Raw genomic sequence first — 15564 nt, 5'->3', positions numbered from 1 at the left:
AATCGCAATATGACCGACTTTCAAGTGCGCCTTATGGCGCGGCTTCGCCAGTCATCACCAGAACTGGCAGCGCGCTTGGGGTGGGACTCGAACCGCAACAACGGTTTTCGGTGCGCGCCTTTCGAAAAGGGCGTACTGAAGGACGCTTCTGTCTTAGCAAGTTACTCGTACGGTCCCGGGCGCGGCATCGCAGCAATTTCGTTGCCTGAGTTCGACCGCTTTGTCTGTGCCACGATCGGGCTCGACCCTTACAACTCGAGCGGTCAAGGTGTGTCAGGTCTTTCGGAACTCGGATTCGAGTCGTGGGAAAGCGATTGGTATAGGGCGGCCTATGATGAAGGCGTGCTTCCGCAAGATGGCGGCGCCCCGCCGGAAGGCGGCGTTTGGGTAGACAAGGTTCCCTATGGGGTCATCTTTCAGATCGTGCTTGAAAGACTTGGGGTCGAGCCCCATTCGCCAGATGAACTCGTAAATCTTCTGATGGGTGGCGACCCTGTGACTGTAGGTGAACACACAGTCATTTACCAAACGCCCATTGTGGACGTCTTGCCCATGTTTCCTGAGATGGTCGTCTACGGGCACGAGGACTTCCGGTTCCTGCCTGACGGCGGGATTGATCACGCCGCCGTCGAGCGTGGGATGGCTCAGATTACTCTAATGGCAGGAGTCAGTGCTGGATCTCTATCCGAAGAGACCCGATTTCTGTTGGCCTCGACGCTATCGCAAGTAGGGGACCTCGTACCCTTCGCCGGATTCATTCGAGCGGCTTTTGATATGGATCCGAGATCCATTTTCATGGCACTTTATCGCAGCCTCGAGAACCTATATTCTTACTCGGAAGTAAGCGCTTTGGTGAAAAGCTTTGGCGTCGCGATGACATGGGTGGAGGCCGCGGAACATCTGGCGGATAAACTGAAGTGGCGTCCGAAAGAGGAGGACGCCCTGGTGAAGATTTTAACACTTGCCTCGCCGGATGCCCCGCTTGAACTCCTGATCGAGTCGCTACCGGGCGAAGCGAGAGTCAATGAGACTACCAACGTCCCCAAGATGGCGGCTTCCCGCCTCTACGGCGTCAGGAATGCGGTAGTTCACGTTCGACCAGGAATGCGTGGAATTGACGCTCAGGTCAAAGACTGGGACAAGGTTGCGCTGCAGTTGGCCGGATGTCTTCTCGCAGCGGATACTGCTGTCGAAGCAGGAAAGACCCTAGGTAGTTAGCCGAGCGTCGGCTGCGTCTTAGTGGGCGGAATGCCCTACTAGCCGACGTCCCCGTCGACGTACACCCAACGCCCCGCCCGCCTGGCGAAACGACTCCGCTCGTGCAGCCGGCCACCCTCGAACCGCGCCACGAACTCCACGACCCCCTCGTCGTCGTCGGGTCCGCCGGCGACGACGTCGAGGATCTCCAGGCCCGTCCACTCCGTCGGGTCGTCGAGGGTGACGTGGTCGGGCCGGGTCCGGGGGTGCCAGGTGGTGAAGAGGTAGTCGGGCTCGCCGACGACGAAGGCGCTGTAGCGCGAGCGCATCAGCTGCTCGGCCGTCTCGGGTCGCTCGGCGCCCCGGTGGAACCGACCGCAGCAGGTGTCGTACACCGTTCCGGACCCGCAAGGACACTTCCGCACCAGCACGTCCTGAGGCTACCGTCCCGCGGATGACCCCGACCCCGCTCGGCACAGCCCCGCTCGGCACGACCCCGACCTGGCTCAGCGTCTTCCTCGACCTGCCGGCGCCGGACTTCGAGCGCACCGTCGCCTTCTGGCGCGGCGTCACCGGCTACGGCCTCTCACCGGCGCGGGGCGAGGACGACGAGTTCGCCACCCTGGTCCCGCCGACCGGCGACGACCACCTGCGGGTGCAGCGGCTGCGGGAGGGAGGGCCCCGCCTCCACCTCGACCTGCACGTCGCCGACCCGCAGCAGGCGGCGCGCGTCGCTCTGGCCCACGGCGCCGAGCCGGTCGCCGACCTCGGCTACGTGGTGATGAACTCGCCCGGCGGGCTCACCTTCTGCTTCGTCTCCCACCCGGCGACCACGCCGACCGAGCCGGCGACCTGGCGCGACGACTCGGGAGGCGCCTGGCGCAGCATGGTCGACCAGGTCTGCCTCGACGTCCCGGCCTCCACGTACGACGCCGAGTGCGACTTCTGGAGCAGCGTCCTGGGCGTCGCCTGGCAGCAGACGCAGACGCCGGAGGAGGAGTTCCGCTGGTTCCCCCGGATCGGCGCGCTGCGGGTGCTGGTCCAGCGGCTGGGGGAGCCGGAGGGACAGGCGCGCGCCCACCTCGACCTGGGCGGCGACGACCGCGAGGCGGAGGTGCGTCGGCACGTGGCGCTCGGCGCCGAGGTGGCAGGTGTCCACGAGGAGTGGACCCGGATGCGCGACCCGGCCGGGTCGGCGTACTGCATCACCGACCACCCGCTCGGGTAAGAGCCCGGCATGGCTGAAGACTTCTCCCAGTACGTCGACCAGATCGCCGAGCTCGCCGCCGAGCACGACCTCGCCGTCGGAGCCGCCGAGTCGCTGACCGGCGGCGCGATCACCTCCGCGCTCGCCCAGGGCGAGTCCGCGGCCGACTGGTGCCGCGGCGGGGTGGTCGCCTACATGCCGGCGGTGAAGTTCGACCTGCTCGGCGTCACCCCCGGCCCGCTGATCTCCGACGCCTGCGCCGCCCAGATGGCGGCGGGCGCCGCCAAGGCGCTCGAGGCCGACTACGTCGTCTCCACCACCGGCGCCGGCGGCCCCGGCGAGGAGGAGGGGCACCCGGCCGGCACCGCCGTGATCGGTGTGTGGGCGCGTGGTGAGCAGTCCACCCACTGGGTGAAGGTCGACGGCGACCCGCCGGAGGTGGTCGAGAGCGTCCGCAACCTGGCCCTCGACCGCCTGCTGCAGGCGATCCGGGACCGGGTGGCGACCGGATAACCCCCTGCGACCGGATAACCCTGCGCCCGGATAACCTGCTGCGAGGCGGAGCCACGACGGCTTACGGTCGTGCCATGACCACGCCTGCGAAGACCGAGAAGCCGCCCAAGCCCGCCGCCGCCGACGAGATCACCACCCTGCGCGGGTTCCTCGACCACTTCCGCGCCGTGGTGCGCAGCCAGTGCGAGGGGCTGGACGCCGCCCAGCTCGACACCGCCCTGCCGCCCACCACGATGACGCTGGGCGGTCTGCTCAAGCACCTGGCCTACGTCGAGCAGTGGTGGTTCTCGGTCGTCTTCCACGGTGAGGAGCCGGCCGGGATCTGGGCCGACGTCGACTGGGACGCCGACGCGGACTGGGACTGGCACTCCGCGAGCCAGGACAGCCCCGAGGAGCTGCTGGCCCTCTTCGACGCCGAGGTGGCCGGCTCGCAGGAGGCACTGGACCGCGCGCTGGCCGAGGGCGGCCTCGAGCAGCTCGCGCGGCGGGGGCGGCCCGGCGAGCAGAAGAGCCTGCGCTGGGTGCTGGTGCACATGATCGAGGAGTACGCCCGGCACGCCGGTCATGGCGACCTGCTCCGCGAGCACGTCGACGGGACCACCGGGCTGTGAGCGACGGGGCTGTGAGCCATGGGGTCCGGCCCGCGACCGACGCCGACTGGCCGGCGATCTGGCCGATCTTCTCCGAGGTGGTGGCGGCGGGGGAGACCTACGCCTACCCGGAGGACCTGACCGCCGACGAGGCGAAGGCCCTGTGGCTGGAGCCGCCGCCCGGTGCCTGCGTGGTGCTGGAGGAGGAAGGGGCGATCCTCGGGACCGCCAAGATGGGCCCGAACCGCCCCGGACGCGGCGACCACGTCGGCACCGCCTCCTTCATGGTCGCCTCCGCCGCCCGGGGTCGTGGCGTCGGGCGGCGGCTCGGGGAGCACGTCGTGCAGTGGCACCGCGACGCCGGCTTCCGCGCCATCCAGTTCAACGCCGTGGTGGAGACGAACACCTCCGCGGTCGCGCTGTGGCGCTCGCTCGGCTTCGAGGTGGTCGGGACCGTCCCCGGCGCCTTCCGCTCCGCCGCACACGGCTTAGTCGGCCTGCACGTGATGCACCTGCCCCTGGAGTGAGGCAGGCGGGGGGCTTGCACCCCCGGTCTAGCGTTTGACGGGTGACGACGTTCGCCCCCGAGGGCCACACAGAAGCACCCGCCGCCCGGACGCTGGGCCAGCTCCGCGAGTCGGGGCACCAGCTCAGGACGCTGCGCGAGGAGGTGCGCGCCAACCTGCTGGCCAGGCTGGCCGCCGGCGAGGACCCGTGGCCGGGGCTGCACGGCTTCGAGGAGACCGTGATCCCGCAGCTGGAGCGGGCGCTGATCGCCGGCCACGACATCGTGCTCCTCGGCGAGCGCGGCCAGGGCAAGACCCGGCTGCTGCGCACCCTGGTCGGGCTCCTCGACGAGTGGACGCCGGTGATCGCGGGCTCGGAGCTGGGCGAGCACCCCTACGAGCCGATCACCCCGCAGTGGCGGCGGATCGCCGCCGAGCAGGGCGACGAGCTGCCGGTCGAGTGGGTCAACCGCAGCGAGCGGTACGCCGAGAAGCTGGCCACCCCGGACACCTCGGTCGCCGACCTCATCGGCGACGTCGACCCGATGAAGGTCGCCGAGGGCCGCCACCTCGGCGACCCCGAGACGATCCACTTCGGGCTGATCCCGCGCAGCCACCGCGGCATCGTGGCCATCAACGAGCTCCCCGACCTCGCCGAGCGGATCCAGGTGGCGATGCTCAACGTGATGGAGGAGCGCGACATCCAGGTCCGCGGCTACGTGCTGCGCCTGCCCCTCGACGTGCTGGTGGTCGCCAGCGCCAACCCCGAGGACTACACCAACCGCGGGCGGATCATCACCCCCCTCAAGGACCGGTTCGGTGCCGAGATCCGCACCCACTACCCGACCGAGCTCGACGCCGAGCTGGCCGTCATCCGGCAGGAGGCGCACCTGACCGCCGAGGTGCCCGACGCGCTGCTGGAGGTGCTCGCCCGCTTCACCCGGGCGCTGCGCGAGTCCTCGGCCGTCGACCAGCGCTCGGGGGTCAGCGCCCGGTTCGCCATCGCCGGCGCCGAGACGATCGCCGCCTCCGCGCTGCACCGCGCCACCCGTCAGGGCGAGGAGCAGGCCGTGGCCCGGGTGGTCGACCTGGAGACCGCGGTGGACGTGCTGCGCGGCAAGATCGAGTTCGAGACCGGCGAGGAAGGGCGGGAGACCGAGATCCTCACCCACCTGCTGCGCACCGCCGTCGCCGGCACCGTGCGCGAGCGCTTCCGGGGCCTGGACCTCTCCCTGCTGGTCGACGCGCTGGAGGGCGGCGCGACCGTCTCCACCGGAGGGCAGGTCACCGCCCGGGAGTTCCTCTCCGGCCTGCCGGTGCTGGGGGAGTCCGAGCTCTACGACGACATCGCCGCGCGCATCGCCGCACAGAACGACGGCGAGACCGCGTGCGCGGTCGAGCTCGCCCTCGAGGGCCTCTACCTGGCCCGCAAGATCGGCAAGGACTCCGACGGACGCGAGACGGTCTATGGCTGAGGATCCGCGCGGGGCGGCCTCGTCATGAGCCGCTACCAGCGCTACGACGGGGGCGACCCGCTCGCCCCGCCCGTCGACCTGGCCGAGGCGCTCGACGCGATCGGCCAGGACGTGATGGCCGGCTACTCGCCGGAGCGCTCGATGCAGGAGTTCCTGCGGCGCGGCGGGTCGGACCAGCGCGGGCTCGACGACCTGGCGGCGAAGGTCGCGCAGAAGCGCCGCGAGCTGCTGGGCCGGCACAACCTCGACGGCACCCTCCAGCAGGTCAAGGAGCTGCTGGACAAGGCCGTGCTGGAGGAGCGCAAGCAGCTGGCCCGCGACGTGCAGATGGACGACGGCGACCGCGCCTTCCGCGAGCTGCGCCTCGACGACCTGCCCGCCTCGCCCTCGGCCGCGGTGAGCGAGCTCTCGTCCTACGACTGGGCCAGCACCGAGGCGCGCCAGACGTATGAGGAGATCAAGGACCTGCTCGGCCGCGAGCTGCTCGACCAGCGGTTCGCCGGCATGAAGGAGGCCCTCGAGGGCGCCGACGAGGAGGACCGGGCGGCGATCAACGAGATGCTCTCCGACCTCAACGACCTGCTCGAGAAGCACGCCCGCGGTGAGGACACCGCCGAGGACTTCCACGAGTTCATGGAGAAGCACGGCGACTTCTTCCCCGAGAGCCCCCAGGACATCGACGAGCTGCTCGACGCGCTCGCCGAGCGCAGCGCCGCCGCCCAGCGGATGCTCAACTCGATGACACCGGAGCAGCGCGCCGAGCTGATGGAGCTCTCGGCGCAGGCCTTCGGCAGCCCCGAGCTGATGCAGCAGCTCGCCCGGATGGACGCCAACCTCCAGGCGCTGCGACCCGGCGAGGACTGGGGAGGCTCCCAGCGCTTCGACGGCGAGGAGGGCCTGGGTCTCGGCGACGGGACCGGCGTCCTCCAGGACCTCGCCGACCTCGACACGCTGGCCGAGCAGCTGGCCCAGTCCTACGGCGGGGCCCGCCTCGACGACGTCGACCTCGACAAGCTCGCCCGCCAGCTCGGCGACGAGGCGGCTGTCGACGCCCGCAAGCTCGCCGAGCTCGAGCGTGCCCTGCGCGACTCCGGCTACCTGCGCCGCAGCTCCGAGGGGGAGCTGCGCCTGAGCCCCAAGGCGATGCGGCAGCTCGGCCGGGCGCTGCTGCGCGACGTGGCCACCCGGCTCTCGGGACGTCAGGGGCAGCGCGACGTGCGACGCACCGGAGCGGCGGGGGAGCTGACCGGCTCCTCGCGGGCCTGGGAGTTCGGCGACACCGAGCCGTGGGACGTCACCCGCACCGTCACCAACGCCGTGCTGCGCACCTCCGCCGGCGGCGGCGCCGTCAGCGGCGGGGTCCGGCTCCAGCTCGACGACCTCGAGGTCGCCGAGACCGAGGCCCGCACCCAGGCCTGCGTGGCGCTGCTGGTCGACACCAGCTTCTCGATGGCGATGGACGGGCGCTGGGTGCCGATGAAGCGCACCGCCCTGGCCCTGCACCAGCTGATCGCCTCCCGCTTCCGCGGCGACGCGCTCCAGGTGATCGCCTTCGGCCGGCACGCCCAGGTGATGGACATCGAGGAGCTCACCGCGCTGGACGCCAAGTGGGCCAAGGGCACCAACCTCCACCACGGCCTGCTGCTGGCCAACCGGCACTTCCGCAAGCACCCGCAGGCCCAGCCGGTGCTGCTGGTGGTCACCGACGGGGAGCCCACCGCCCACCTGGAGGCCGACGGCGAGGTGTGGTTCAGCTACCCGCCCCACCCGCTGACCATCGCCCACACGGTCCGCGAGCTCGACGCGGCCCGCCGGCTCGGGGCCCAGACCACCTTCTTCCGGCTGGGGGAGGACCCCGGCCTGGCCCGCTTCATCGACTCGATGGCGCGGCGGGTCGACGGACGGATGGTCTCCCCGGAGCTCGACGACCTCGGCGCCGCCGTGGTCGGCAGCTACCTGGGCTCGCGGGCGCCGTCGTCGTCGTACGGCGACCTGGGCGGTTGGGCGGGCGGCTGGGGCGACCGCGGCTTCTGGGTGGGCGAGTGAGGCCCGGCCGGGCGGCGCCCCACCCCCGGGGTCGCTAGCCTCGGGTCGTATGGACATCCTCGGGAGCGGACCGGACCAGCTGCGCGCCACGCGCACCAGCGTCAAGTGGCGGGCCTACCCGCCCGACGTGCTGCCCCTGTGGGTGGCCGAGATGGACGCGGCGCCCTGCCCGCCGGTGGTCGAGGCGGTCACCGACGCGCTGCGCCGCGGGGACACCGGCTATGCCTGGAGCCCGCCGCTGATCGAGGCCTTCACCCGCTTCGCGGCACGACGCTGGGGCTGGCAGGTCGCTCCCGAGCGGGTGATGCAGGTGCCCGACGTGATGATCGGCATCGAGCAGATCATCCAGTCCCGGGTGCCGGTGGGCGGCGCGGTGGTGGTGAGCCCACCGGTCTACGACTCCTTCTTCGGGTTCGTCGCCGCCACCCGGCGCCGGCTGGTGGAGGCGCCCCTGGGCGACGCCCACCGGCTCGACCTCGACGCCCTCGACGTGGCCTTCGCCGAGGCGGGGATGGGCTCGGCCTACCTGCTGTGCAACCCGCAGAACCCCACCGGCACCGTGCACACCCCCGAGGAGCTCGCCCGGGTCGCCGCCCTGGCCGACGAGCACGGGGTCCTGGTGGTCTCCGACGAGATCCACGCCCCGCTGGTCCACCCCGGCGCCACCTTCACCCCCTACCTCTCGGTGCCGGGTGCCGGGCGAGGGCTGGCCCTGGTCAGCGGCTCGAAGACCTGGAACCTGCCCGGCCTCAAGACCGCCCTGCTGGTGGCCGGTCACGAGACCGGTCACGGGCTGCACGAGGTGGTCACCCACGGCGCCCAGCACCTGGCGGTCCTCGCCCAGACCGCCGCCTACGACCACGGCGAGCTGTGGCTCGACCAGCTGATCGGCGAGCTGGTGGAGCGCCGCCGACTGCTGCTCGACCTGCTCGCCGTGCACCTGCCCGAGGTCGTGGCGGCCCCCTCGGAGGCGACCTACCTGGCCTGGCTGGACTGCTCGCGCCTCGGCCTGGAGGACCCCGCCGCCACCTTCCTGGAGCGGGGGGTGGCGCTGGTCCCGGGGGTCCGGTACGACCCCCGGGCCACCCAGTGGGTGCGCCTCAACTTCGCCACCTCGCCCGAGATGATCAGCAAGGCCGTGCGCCGGATGGCGGGCTGAGCGGGCTCACGCCCAGCGGCGGACCGCCCAGCGCTCCACCACCCCGAGCACGGCGTCGGTGGTCTTGCCGAGCACGGCGAGCAGCACGATGGCCAGCAGCAGCCGGTCGGTGCGCCCGTTGTTCTGGGAGTCGACGAGCAGGAAGCCCAGCCCCTGGGAGGAGGCGATCAGCTCCGCGGCGACCAGGAAGAGCCATGACTGGGCCAGGGCGAGCCGCAGTCCCGAGAAGACGGCCGGCACCACCGCGGGCAGCTGGACGGTGGTGAGCAGCTTCACCCCGCGCAGTCCGAAGGCGCGGGCAGCCTCGACCAGCTGGCGGTCGACGTGGCGCAACGCCAGGTGGACGGTGGTGAAGACGGGGAACATGGCGCCGATGGCGATCAGGGTGATCTTGGAGTCCTCGCCGAGCTTCATCCACAAGATGAGCAGCGGCACCCAGGCCAGCGACGGCACCGCCCGGAGCGCCCCGACCGTGGGGGCGAGCAGCAGGTCGGCGACCCGGGAGAGCCCCAGCAGCGAGCCCAGCACGATGCCCACCGAGGCGCCGACCGCGAAGCCGACCAGCACCCGCTGGGTGGAGATGTGGACGTGGCCCAGCAGCTCGTCGCGCTCCAGCAGCCCGTGGGCCGCCTCGAGGACGGCGCCGGGGGCCGGCAGCTGGACGGGACTGAAGACGCCGGCCCGGCTGAGCAGGTGCCACCCCAGCAGCAGCAGGGCCGGCAGCACCAGCCCGCCCAGCACCCGGACCGCGGGGTGCGCGAGCCAGGCCGCACCCTGGCGGCCGTGGCCCACGGGGGCGCGGACGCCCTCGTCGGCGGGCCGGTCGGCATGGGCCCGGCTCGCGCCCGCCATCAGTCGGCCACCCGGCTCGCGTCGGCGCCGGCGGCGTACTCGTCCTCGAGGAGGGTGTCGAGGGCCTCGTCGATCTGCGCCTGCTCCTCGACGTCGCCGGACTCCACGAACAGCGGACCCACGGTGGTGAGCACGTCGAGCTGCGCCTGCCCCGGGACGTGGTCGAAGTCGAGGTTGGTCCGCTCGGTGAGCACGGTGCGGGCCACCCCCTCCTCGATCGCCGCGGCCTCGGCGAGGATGGAGACGGCCTCGTCGGGGTTGTCCCCGATCCAGTCGCGGGCCTTCGCGTAGGCGTCGACCACCAGCTGGGCCAGCTCGGGCTCCTCGGAGAGGAACTCCTCGGTGGCGTTGAGGAAGCCGTAGGTGTTGAAGTCGATGTCGCGGTAGATCAGCTTGGCGCCCTCCTGCTCGGCGGCGGCCATGATCGGGTCGAGGCCCGCCCACGCGTCGACCGAGCCGTTGGCCAGCGCCGACCAGCCGTCGGCGTGCTGCAGGTTCTGCACCGTCACCTCGTCGGGGTCGACCCCCTCGGCGGCCAGGGACTGGAGCAGGAAGAAGTAGGGGTCGGTGCCCTTGGTGGCCGCCACCTGCTTGCCGGCCAGGTCGGCGACCGTCTTGACCTTGGAGTCCTCGCCGACCACGATCGCCGCCCACTCCGGCTGGGAGTAGATGTCGATGGTGCGGATCGGGGAGCCGTTGGCCCTGGCCAGCAGGGCCGCGGAGCCGGCCGTGGAGCCGACGTCGATGGCGTTGGCCCGCAGCGCCTCGTTGGCCTTGTTGGAGCCGTCGGACTTCACCCAGGTGACCTTGACGCCCTCCTCGGCCAGGGCCGCCTCCAGCCAGCCCTGGTCCTTGATCACCAGGCTGAGCGGGTTGTAGGTGGCGTAGTCGATCTCCAGGGAGCGCTCGTCGCTCCCGGCCTCGGCCTCGCCCTCGGCGCAGGCGGCGGTGCCCAGCAGCAGGCCGGCCGCCAGCAGGCCGGTGAGGGTGCGACGCAGGGCCGTCGGGTGGTGCTTGGTCACGATGGTTCCTCTTCTTCGGTGGTGGGTTCTCGGTGGTGGGTCAGTGGCGGTGGGCGTCGACGCCGAGGCTCTCCAGCAGCCGGCCCCGGAGCAGGGCGAGCTCGACGGAGCCGCGGTCGCGCGGGCGCTCCCCGGGGACGGTGACCACCTCGGCGACGCCGGCGGCCTGCTGCCCCTCGTCGCGGCCGAGGACGACGACCCGGTCGGCGAGCTGGAGCGCCTCGTCGACGTCGTGGGTGACCAGCAGGACGGTGGTGGGGCTGGCCCGGCGTACGTCGAGGAGCAGGTCCTGCATCTTCATCCGGGTCAGCGCGTCCAGGGCGCCGAAGGGCTCGTCCAGCAGCAGCACGCCGGGCCGCCGGGCCAGCGCGCGGGCCAGCGAGGTGCGCTGGGCCATGCCGCCGGAGACCTCGCGGGGACGGTGGTCGGCGTGCTCGGCCAGCCCGACCAGCTCGAGGAGCTCGTCGACCAGCTCCTCCCCGGCGCCCCGGGGGGTCCCGGCGGGCAGCCCGAGGGCGACGTTGGCCCGCAGCGTGCGCCAGGGGAGCAGCCGCGGCTCCTGGAAGGCCACCGCGCAGCGGCTCTCGATGCCCTGGACGGGCCGGTCGCCGACCAGGACCCCGCCGGTGGTCGGCTGGTCGAGGCCCGCGGTGACCCGGAGCAGGGTCGACTTGCCGCAGCCGCTGGGACCCAGCAGCGCGACCACCTCGCCGGCCGCGATCACCAGGTCGACGTCGCGCAGGACCTCGCGCCGCTGCGCGCCCGTGCCGAACGCGCGGCCGACGCCCTGCAGGCGGACCTGGAGCGCCTGGGCGGGGGCGGCGACGCCGGACGGCGAGGGGGTGGGCGGGGCGAGGAGACTCATGGCGATCCCGTCTTCAAGAGCGGTAAGTAGAGAGACTTACTGCAATTAAAGCGGATGAGGGGCCGTCCTGTCGCCAGGGTCCGGGGAGTGTCGCTAGTCGGCGAAGCCCGGCAGCGACTCCTCCAGCAGGCCACGGAAGGGCACCTCGGCCTCCAGCTGGCAGAGCAGCCCGATCCCGCCCAGCCAGGTCCGGTGGATCAGCAGGTAGGAGGGGGGCAGGTTGATCCTGGTCGCCATCGTGAAGTGCGGGGCGCGGGGGTCGTTGAGCCGCTCGTACTGGGCGCGCATCCACTCCCGGCTGAACTGGAAGCGCTCCACGGTCAGCGGCTCCAGGATGGGGCCGAGGTACTCCAGCAGCGCGTCGGCGTCCACCCGGACGCCGGGGCGCACGAATCCTTCCTCGCGCAGGCCCTCCAGGAGCACCTCGCCCTCCCCGGTCGCGGCGGCGCGCAGCAGCGGGCCCATGGCCTCGGGGAAGGTGCCACCCGGCAGTCGGGCCACGGCGCCGAAGTCGAGCACCCCGAGGCGGCCCGGGGAGCCGTCCTCGGCCGGGACGGTGCGGAAGTTCCCGGGGTGGGGGTCGGCGTGCAGCATCCCGGTCCGGCTGGGGCCGGCGAAGTTGAAGCGGACCAGGAGGTCGCCGTAGTGGTCGCGCTCCTCCTGGCTGCCCTCGGAGATGATCCGGGCCAGCGAGCCCTCGCTCTCCAGCCACTCGGTCACCAGGACCGTCTCGGTGGCGAACACGACGTGGGGGACCAGGATCTCGGGGTCGGAGTCGAAGGCCTCCGCGAAGACCTGCTGGGCCTCGGCCTCCATCGCGTAGTCGAGCTCCTCGGCCGCCCGCTCCTGCAGCTCGCGGACCAGGGCGGCGACGTCGAGGCCGGGGAAGGCCGGGGCCATGCTGCGCGCCACCCGTGCGAGCCGCCGCAGGTCGCCCAGCAGCGCCTCGTCGGCGCCGGGGAACTGCACCTTGATCGCGACCTCGCGGCCGTCGCGCCAGGTGCCGCGGTGCACCTGGCCGATCGAGGCCGCGGCAGCCGCCGCCCCGTCGAGCCAGGTGATCTGCTCGCGCCAGTCGGGTCCGAGCGACTCCTCGATGGCGTCACGCACCTGCTGGGTGCTCATCGTGGGGGCGTTGTCCTGGAGCGCGGTGAGCTGCTCGCGGTAGGGCGCCGCGGCGCTCTCCGGCAGGGCGGCCTCGAGGACCGAGAGTGCCTGGCCGAACTTCATCGCCCCGCCCTTGAGCTCGCCGAGGGTGCGGAAGAGCTGCTCGGCGGTGCGCTGCTGCACGTCGTTGAGCACCGCGTCGGCGGGCTTGCCTCCGAGGCGCTTGCCCATGCCCCACGCGGTGCGGCCGGCGTACCCGAGGGGGAGCGCGGCGAGACGAGCCGTGCGGGTGACGGCCTTGCGCGGCAGATCGACCATCCCCCCAGTGTGGCCGATATGTGGTGGCGCGGCGCCGCTCATCTGCTTCTAGAGCTCGCGTCGCGCGACCGACGGGCCCGGCGCAGGGGCGGCGGACCGCCCGGCCGCGAGGGCGAGGTAGGTGCCGAGGCCCAGGAGGACGAGGGCGGGCACCAGCCAGGGCCGGACCAGCGGCCGCATCAGGGTGAGGTCGAGCCACCCCACGGTGGCCAGCGCGTAGACCACGAAGAGCGCCAGGCAGCCACCGACAAGGGTGAGGAGCCACGGGGCCGACCGGTCCGCCGCCAGCAGGAGACCGGTGAGCAGGACGAGACCGGCCGAGAGCAGGAGGAAGGGCAGGAGGAGGAAGATGCCGGCGCCGAACAGGTACGGCGGCTCCATGTCGAAGTCCGAGAGCGGGCTGAGGTGCAGTGCGTAGTGGGCCACCGCCCACCCGGCCGCCAGGACCAGCAGCGCCCGGAACCCGGCCCGGTCCCGGGACGCAGCCGCGGCGACCAGCACTCCGAGGAGGAGCAGGCCGAGTCCGCTCCGGACCGCGGCGGGCCCGCCGGGGCCGACCGCGGCCACCGCCGCCAGGACCAGCCCGGCCGCCCCCGCGAGCCGGGACCCGGCCCGCGCCAGGGTCAGGAGGGCGCCTGGGGCGGTGTCCTCGCTGGCGTCGGCGGTCGGCTGCACGGGCCGACCCTGTCAGTCGCGCGGCGCCGGCGCCATCTCCCGGGCCGGATCCTCACGGGACCTTCACACGGCCGGGAACCGGACGCCGGTGTTGGCGTGGCAGCGGTAGCCGAACGGGTTCTTCGCCAGGTACTGCTGGTGCGCGTCCTCGGCGTAGTAGTAGCCGGCCTCGTCCGCAGGCCGGATCTCGGTGGTGATGTCGCCCAGCTGGCGGCGCGCCAGCTCGTCGCCGTAGACCTTGGTCAGCTCCTGGGCGACCTGCTCCTGCTCGGGGGTGGTGAAGTAGATCGCCGAGCGGTACTGGGTGCCCACGTCGTTGCCCTGCCGCATGCCCTGGGTCGGGTCGTGGATCTCGAAGAACCTCTTCACCAGGTCGGCGAAGGAGACGACCTGGGGGTCGAAGACGATCCGCACGGCCTCGGTGTGGCCGGTCCGCCCGGAGCAGACCTCCTCGTACGTCGGGTGCGGGGTGAGGCCGCCGGCGTAGCCGACGGAGGTCGACCACACGCCGTCGACCTGCCAGTAGATCTCCTCCGCGCCCCAGAAGCAGCCGAGGCCGAAGATCGCCACCTCCAAGCCCTCGGGCACCTCGTCGCTCTGCACCGGCGTCTTGAGCACCAGGTGCTGGCCGAGACGCCACGGCTGGTGTTCCCGGCCGGGCAGGGCCTGGGCGGGCGAGGGCAGGTGGGACTTGTCGCGGCCGAACAGCACGGGATCTCCTCAGGGTCGACGGGCTCGGACTGCTACAACGCCGCGGGCGGCCATCTGCTTCCCCCCGGCGCGGGTCTAGTCTCGGGCGGGTGAGCCAGTCCAACAGCAGCGAGCACGCCCACAAGTCCGGATTCGAGACCCGCGCGATCCACGCCGGCTACCAGCCCGACCCGACCACCGGGGCGGTGATCCCGCCGATCTACGCCACCAGCACCTACAAGCAGGACGGCGTGGGCGGGATGCGCGGCGGCTACGAGTACAGCCGCTCGGCCAACCCGACGCGGACCGCCCTGGAGGGCGCGCTGGCTGCGGTGGAGGAGGGGGAGCGGGGCTTCGCCTTCGCCTCCGGGCTCGCCGCGGAGGACACCCTGGTCCGGGCGCTGTGCCGCCCCGGCGACCACGTGGTGCTGCCCGACGACGCCTACGGCGGCACCTACCGCCTCTTCGACAAGGTCGAGCAGAACTGGGGCCTGACCCACAGCCCCGCCGCCGTCTCCGACGTCGACGCGGTGCGCGCGGCCATCCAGCCCGGCCGCACCAAGCTGGTCTGGGTGGAGACGCCGACGAACCCGCTGCTCAACATCGGCGACATCGAGGCGCTCGCGGCCGTGGCGCACGACGCCGGGGCGCTGCTGGTGGTGGACAACACCTTCGCCTCGCCCTACCTCCAGCAGCCCCTCGTGCTGGGCGCCGACGTGGTGGTCCACTCCACCACCAAGTACGTCGGTGGGCACTCCGACGTGGTCGGTGGGGCGCTGGTCGTCCGCGACCTCGAGGTGGCCGAGAAGGTCGCCTTCCACCAGAACTCCATCGGGGCCGTCCCCGGTCCGTTCGACTCCTTCCTCACCCACCGGGGGCTCAAGACGCTGGCGGTCCGGATGGACCGGCACTGCGACAACGCAGAGCGGGTCGTCGACTTCCTCACCGGCCACCGGGCGGTGGCCGAGGTGATCTATCCCGGTCTCGCCGAGCACCCTGGCCACGAGGTGGCCGCCAAGCAGATGAAGCGGTTCGGCGGCATGGTCAGCTTCCGGGTGGCCGCCGGCGAGCAGGCCGCCCTCGACGTCTGCGCGCGCGCCGAGGTCTTCACCCTGGGCGAGTCGCTGGGCGGCGTGGAGTCGCTGATCGAGCACCCCGGCCGGATGACCCACGCCAGCGTGGCCGGCACCGACCTGGAGGTGCCGGCCGACCTGGTCCGGCTCAGCGTGGGCATCGAGACGGTCGACGACCTGCTGGCCGACCTCGACCGCGCCCTGGGCTGAGGACTCGCACCCCGTCGAGGGGCGTCGGAGCCGGCCCGGGTGGTGGCCTGGGTAGCCTG

The 15564-nt window shown here is 72.2% G+C and carries 16 protein-coding genes; 9 read left to right on the top strand and 7 right to left on the bottom strand.

Annotated elements, in window-relative coordinates; all coding sequences use genetic code 11:
* The first annotated feature begins 9 nt into the window (after positions 1-9).
* Positions 10-1218: a hypothetical protein gene (locus tag AC4BGE_RS03540; protein WP_490574350.1), complete on the top strand. Its 1209-nt coding sequence runs from the start codon at positions 10-12 to the stop codon at positions 1216-1218.
* 38 nt (positions 1219-1256) lie between these two features.
* On the opposite strand, the gene AC4BGE_RS03535 is transcribed toward AC4BGE_RS03540, so the two are convergent.
* Positions 1257-1628, bottom strand: a complete 372-nt coding sequence (locus tag AC4BGE_RS03535) for a YchJ family protein (protein WP_490574349.1) — start codon at positions 1626-1628, stop codon at positions 1257-1259.
* A 23-nt stretch (positions 1629-1651) separates the two neighbouring features.
* Between AC4BGE_RS03535 and AC4BGE_RS03530 the strand changes: the two genes are divergently transcribed.
* From AC4BGE_RS03530 to AC4BGE_RS03500, 7 genes are all read left to right on the top strand, one after another.
* Complete coding sequence (locus AC4BGE_RS03530) at positions 1652-2425, top strand: VOC family protein (protein ID WP_490574348.1); 774 nt, start codon at positions 1652-1654, stop codon at positions 2423-2425.
* Positions 2426-2434: 9 nt separating this feature from the next.
* Positions 2435-2917: a nicotinamide-nucleotide amidohydrolase family protein gene (locus AC4BGE_RS03525; RefSeq protein ID WP_490574347.1), complete on the top strand. Its 483-nt coding sequence runs from the start codon at positions 2435-2437 to the stop codon at positions 2915-2917.
* A 74-nt stretch (positions 2918-2991) separates the two neighbouring features.
* On the top strand, positions 2992-3528 hold the full coding sequence (locus tag AC4BGE_RS03520; protein ID WP_490574346.1) for a DinB family protein: 537 nt from the start codon (positions 2992-2994) through the stop codon (positions 3526-3528).
* 11 nt (positions 3529-3539) lie between these two features.
* Positions 3540-4034 (top strand): GNAT family N-acetyltransferase, encoded by a 495-nt coding sequence (locus AC4BGE_RS03515; protein ID WP_490574345.1) that lies wholly within the window; start codon positions 3540-3542, stop codon positions 4032-4034.
* A gap of 41 nt (positions 4035-4075) precedes the next feature.
* On the top strand, positions 4076-5488 hold the full coding sequence (locus AC4BGE_RS03510; protein WP_490574344.1) for a sigma 54-interacting transcriptional regulator: 1413 nt from the start codon (positions 4076-4078) through the stop codon (positions 5486-5488).
* A 24-nt stretch (positions 5489-5512) separates the two neighbouring features.
* Complete coding sequence (locus AC4BGE_RS03505) at positions 5513-7534, top strand: vWA domain-containing protein (protein ID WP_490574343.1); 2022 nt, start codon at positions 5513-5515, stop codon at positions 7532-7534.
* Between the two features lie 49 nt (positions 7535-7583).
* Entirely contained in the window at positions 7584-8693 is a 1110-nt protein-coding gene (locus tag AC4BGE_RS03500; protein ID WP_490571729.1) for a MalY/PatB family protein, read from the top strand.
* Between the two features lie 6 nt (positions 8694-8699).
* Here the strand turns inward: AC4BGE_RS03500 and AC4BGE_RS03495 are convergent, their stop codons facing one another.
* The 6 genes from AC4BGE_RS03495 to msrA all read right to left on the bottom strand — a co-directional run bounded on the left by AC4BGE_RS03495 (position 8700) and on the right by msrA (position 14243).
* The gene (locus AC4BGE_RS03495) at positions 8700-9545 is read right to left on the bottom strand and encodes an ABC transporter permease (RefSeq protein WP_490571730.1); all 846 of its coding nucleotides are present in this window, start codon (positions 9543-9545) and stop codon (positions 8700-8702) included.
* Positions 9545-10567: an aliphatic sulfonate ABC transporter substrate-binding protein gene (locus AC4BGE_RS03490; protein WP_490574342.1), complete on the bottom strand. Its 1023-nt coding sequence runs from the start codon at positions 10565-10567 to the stop codon at positions 9545-9547. The genes AC4BGE_RS03495 and AC4BGE_RS03490 overlap by 1 nt, the downstream gene beginning before the upstream one ends.
* Positions 10568-10607: 40 nt before the next feature.
* Complete coding sequence (locus tag AC4BGE_RS03485; RefSeq protein ID WP_490571732.1) at positions 10608-11432, bottom strand: ABC transporter ATP-binding protein; 825 nt, start codon at positions 11430-11432, stop codon at positions 10608-10610.
* Between the two features lie 93 nt (positions 11433-11525).
* A complete protein-coding gene (locus AC4BGE_RS03480; RefSeq protein WP_490571733.1) occupies positions 11526-12857 on the bottom strand; it encodes an ABC1 kinase family protein in 1332 nt (443 codons plus the stop codon).
* A gap of 48 nt (positions 12858-12905) precedes the next feature.
* Positions 12906-13532, bottom strand: a complete 627-nt coding sequence (locus tag AC4BGE_RS03475; RefSeq protein ID WP_490574341.1) for a hypothetical protein — start codon at positions 13530-13532, stop codon at positions 12906-12908.
* Positions 13533-13595: 63 nt separating this feature from the next.
* Positions 13596-14243 (bottom strand): peptide-methionine (S)-S-oxide reductase MsrA, encoded by a 648-nt coding sequence (msrA, locus tag AC4BGE_RS03470; protein ID WP_490571735.1) that lies wholly within the window; start codon positions 14241-14243, stop codon positions 13596-13598.
* Between the two features lie 89 nt (positions 14244-14332).
* Between msrA and AC4BGE_RS03465 the strand changes: the two genes are divergently transcribed.
* On the top strand, positions 14333-15505 hold the full coding sequence (locus AC4BGE_RS03465) for a cystathionine gamma-synthase (RefSeq protein ID WP_490574340.1): 1173 nt from the start codon (positions 14333-14335) through the stop codon (positions 15503-15505).
* Positions 15506-15564: the final 59 nt, after the last annotated feature.

The sequence above is a fragment of the Nocardioides sp. Z50_6 genome (assembly GCF_058215755.1).
Note: the sequence above shows the minus strand (reverse complement) of the source record. Positions and strands in the feature narration are given on the sequence as shown.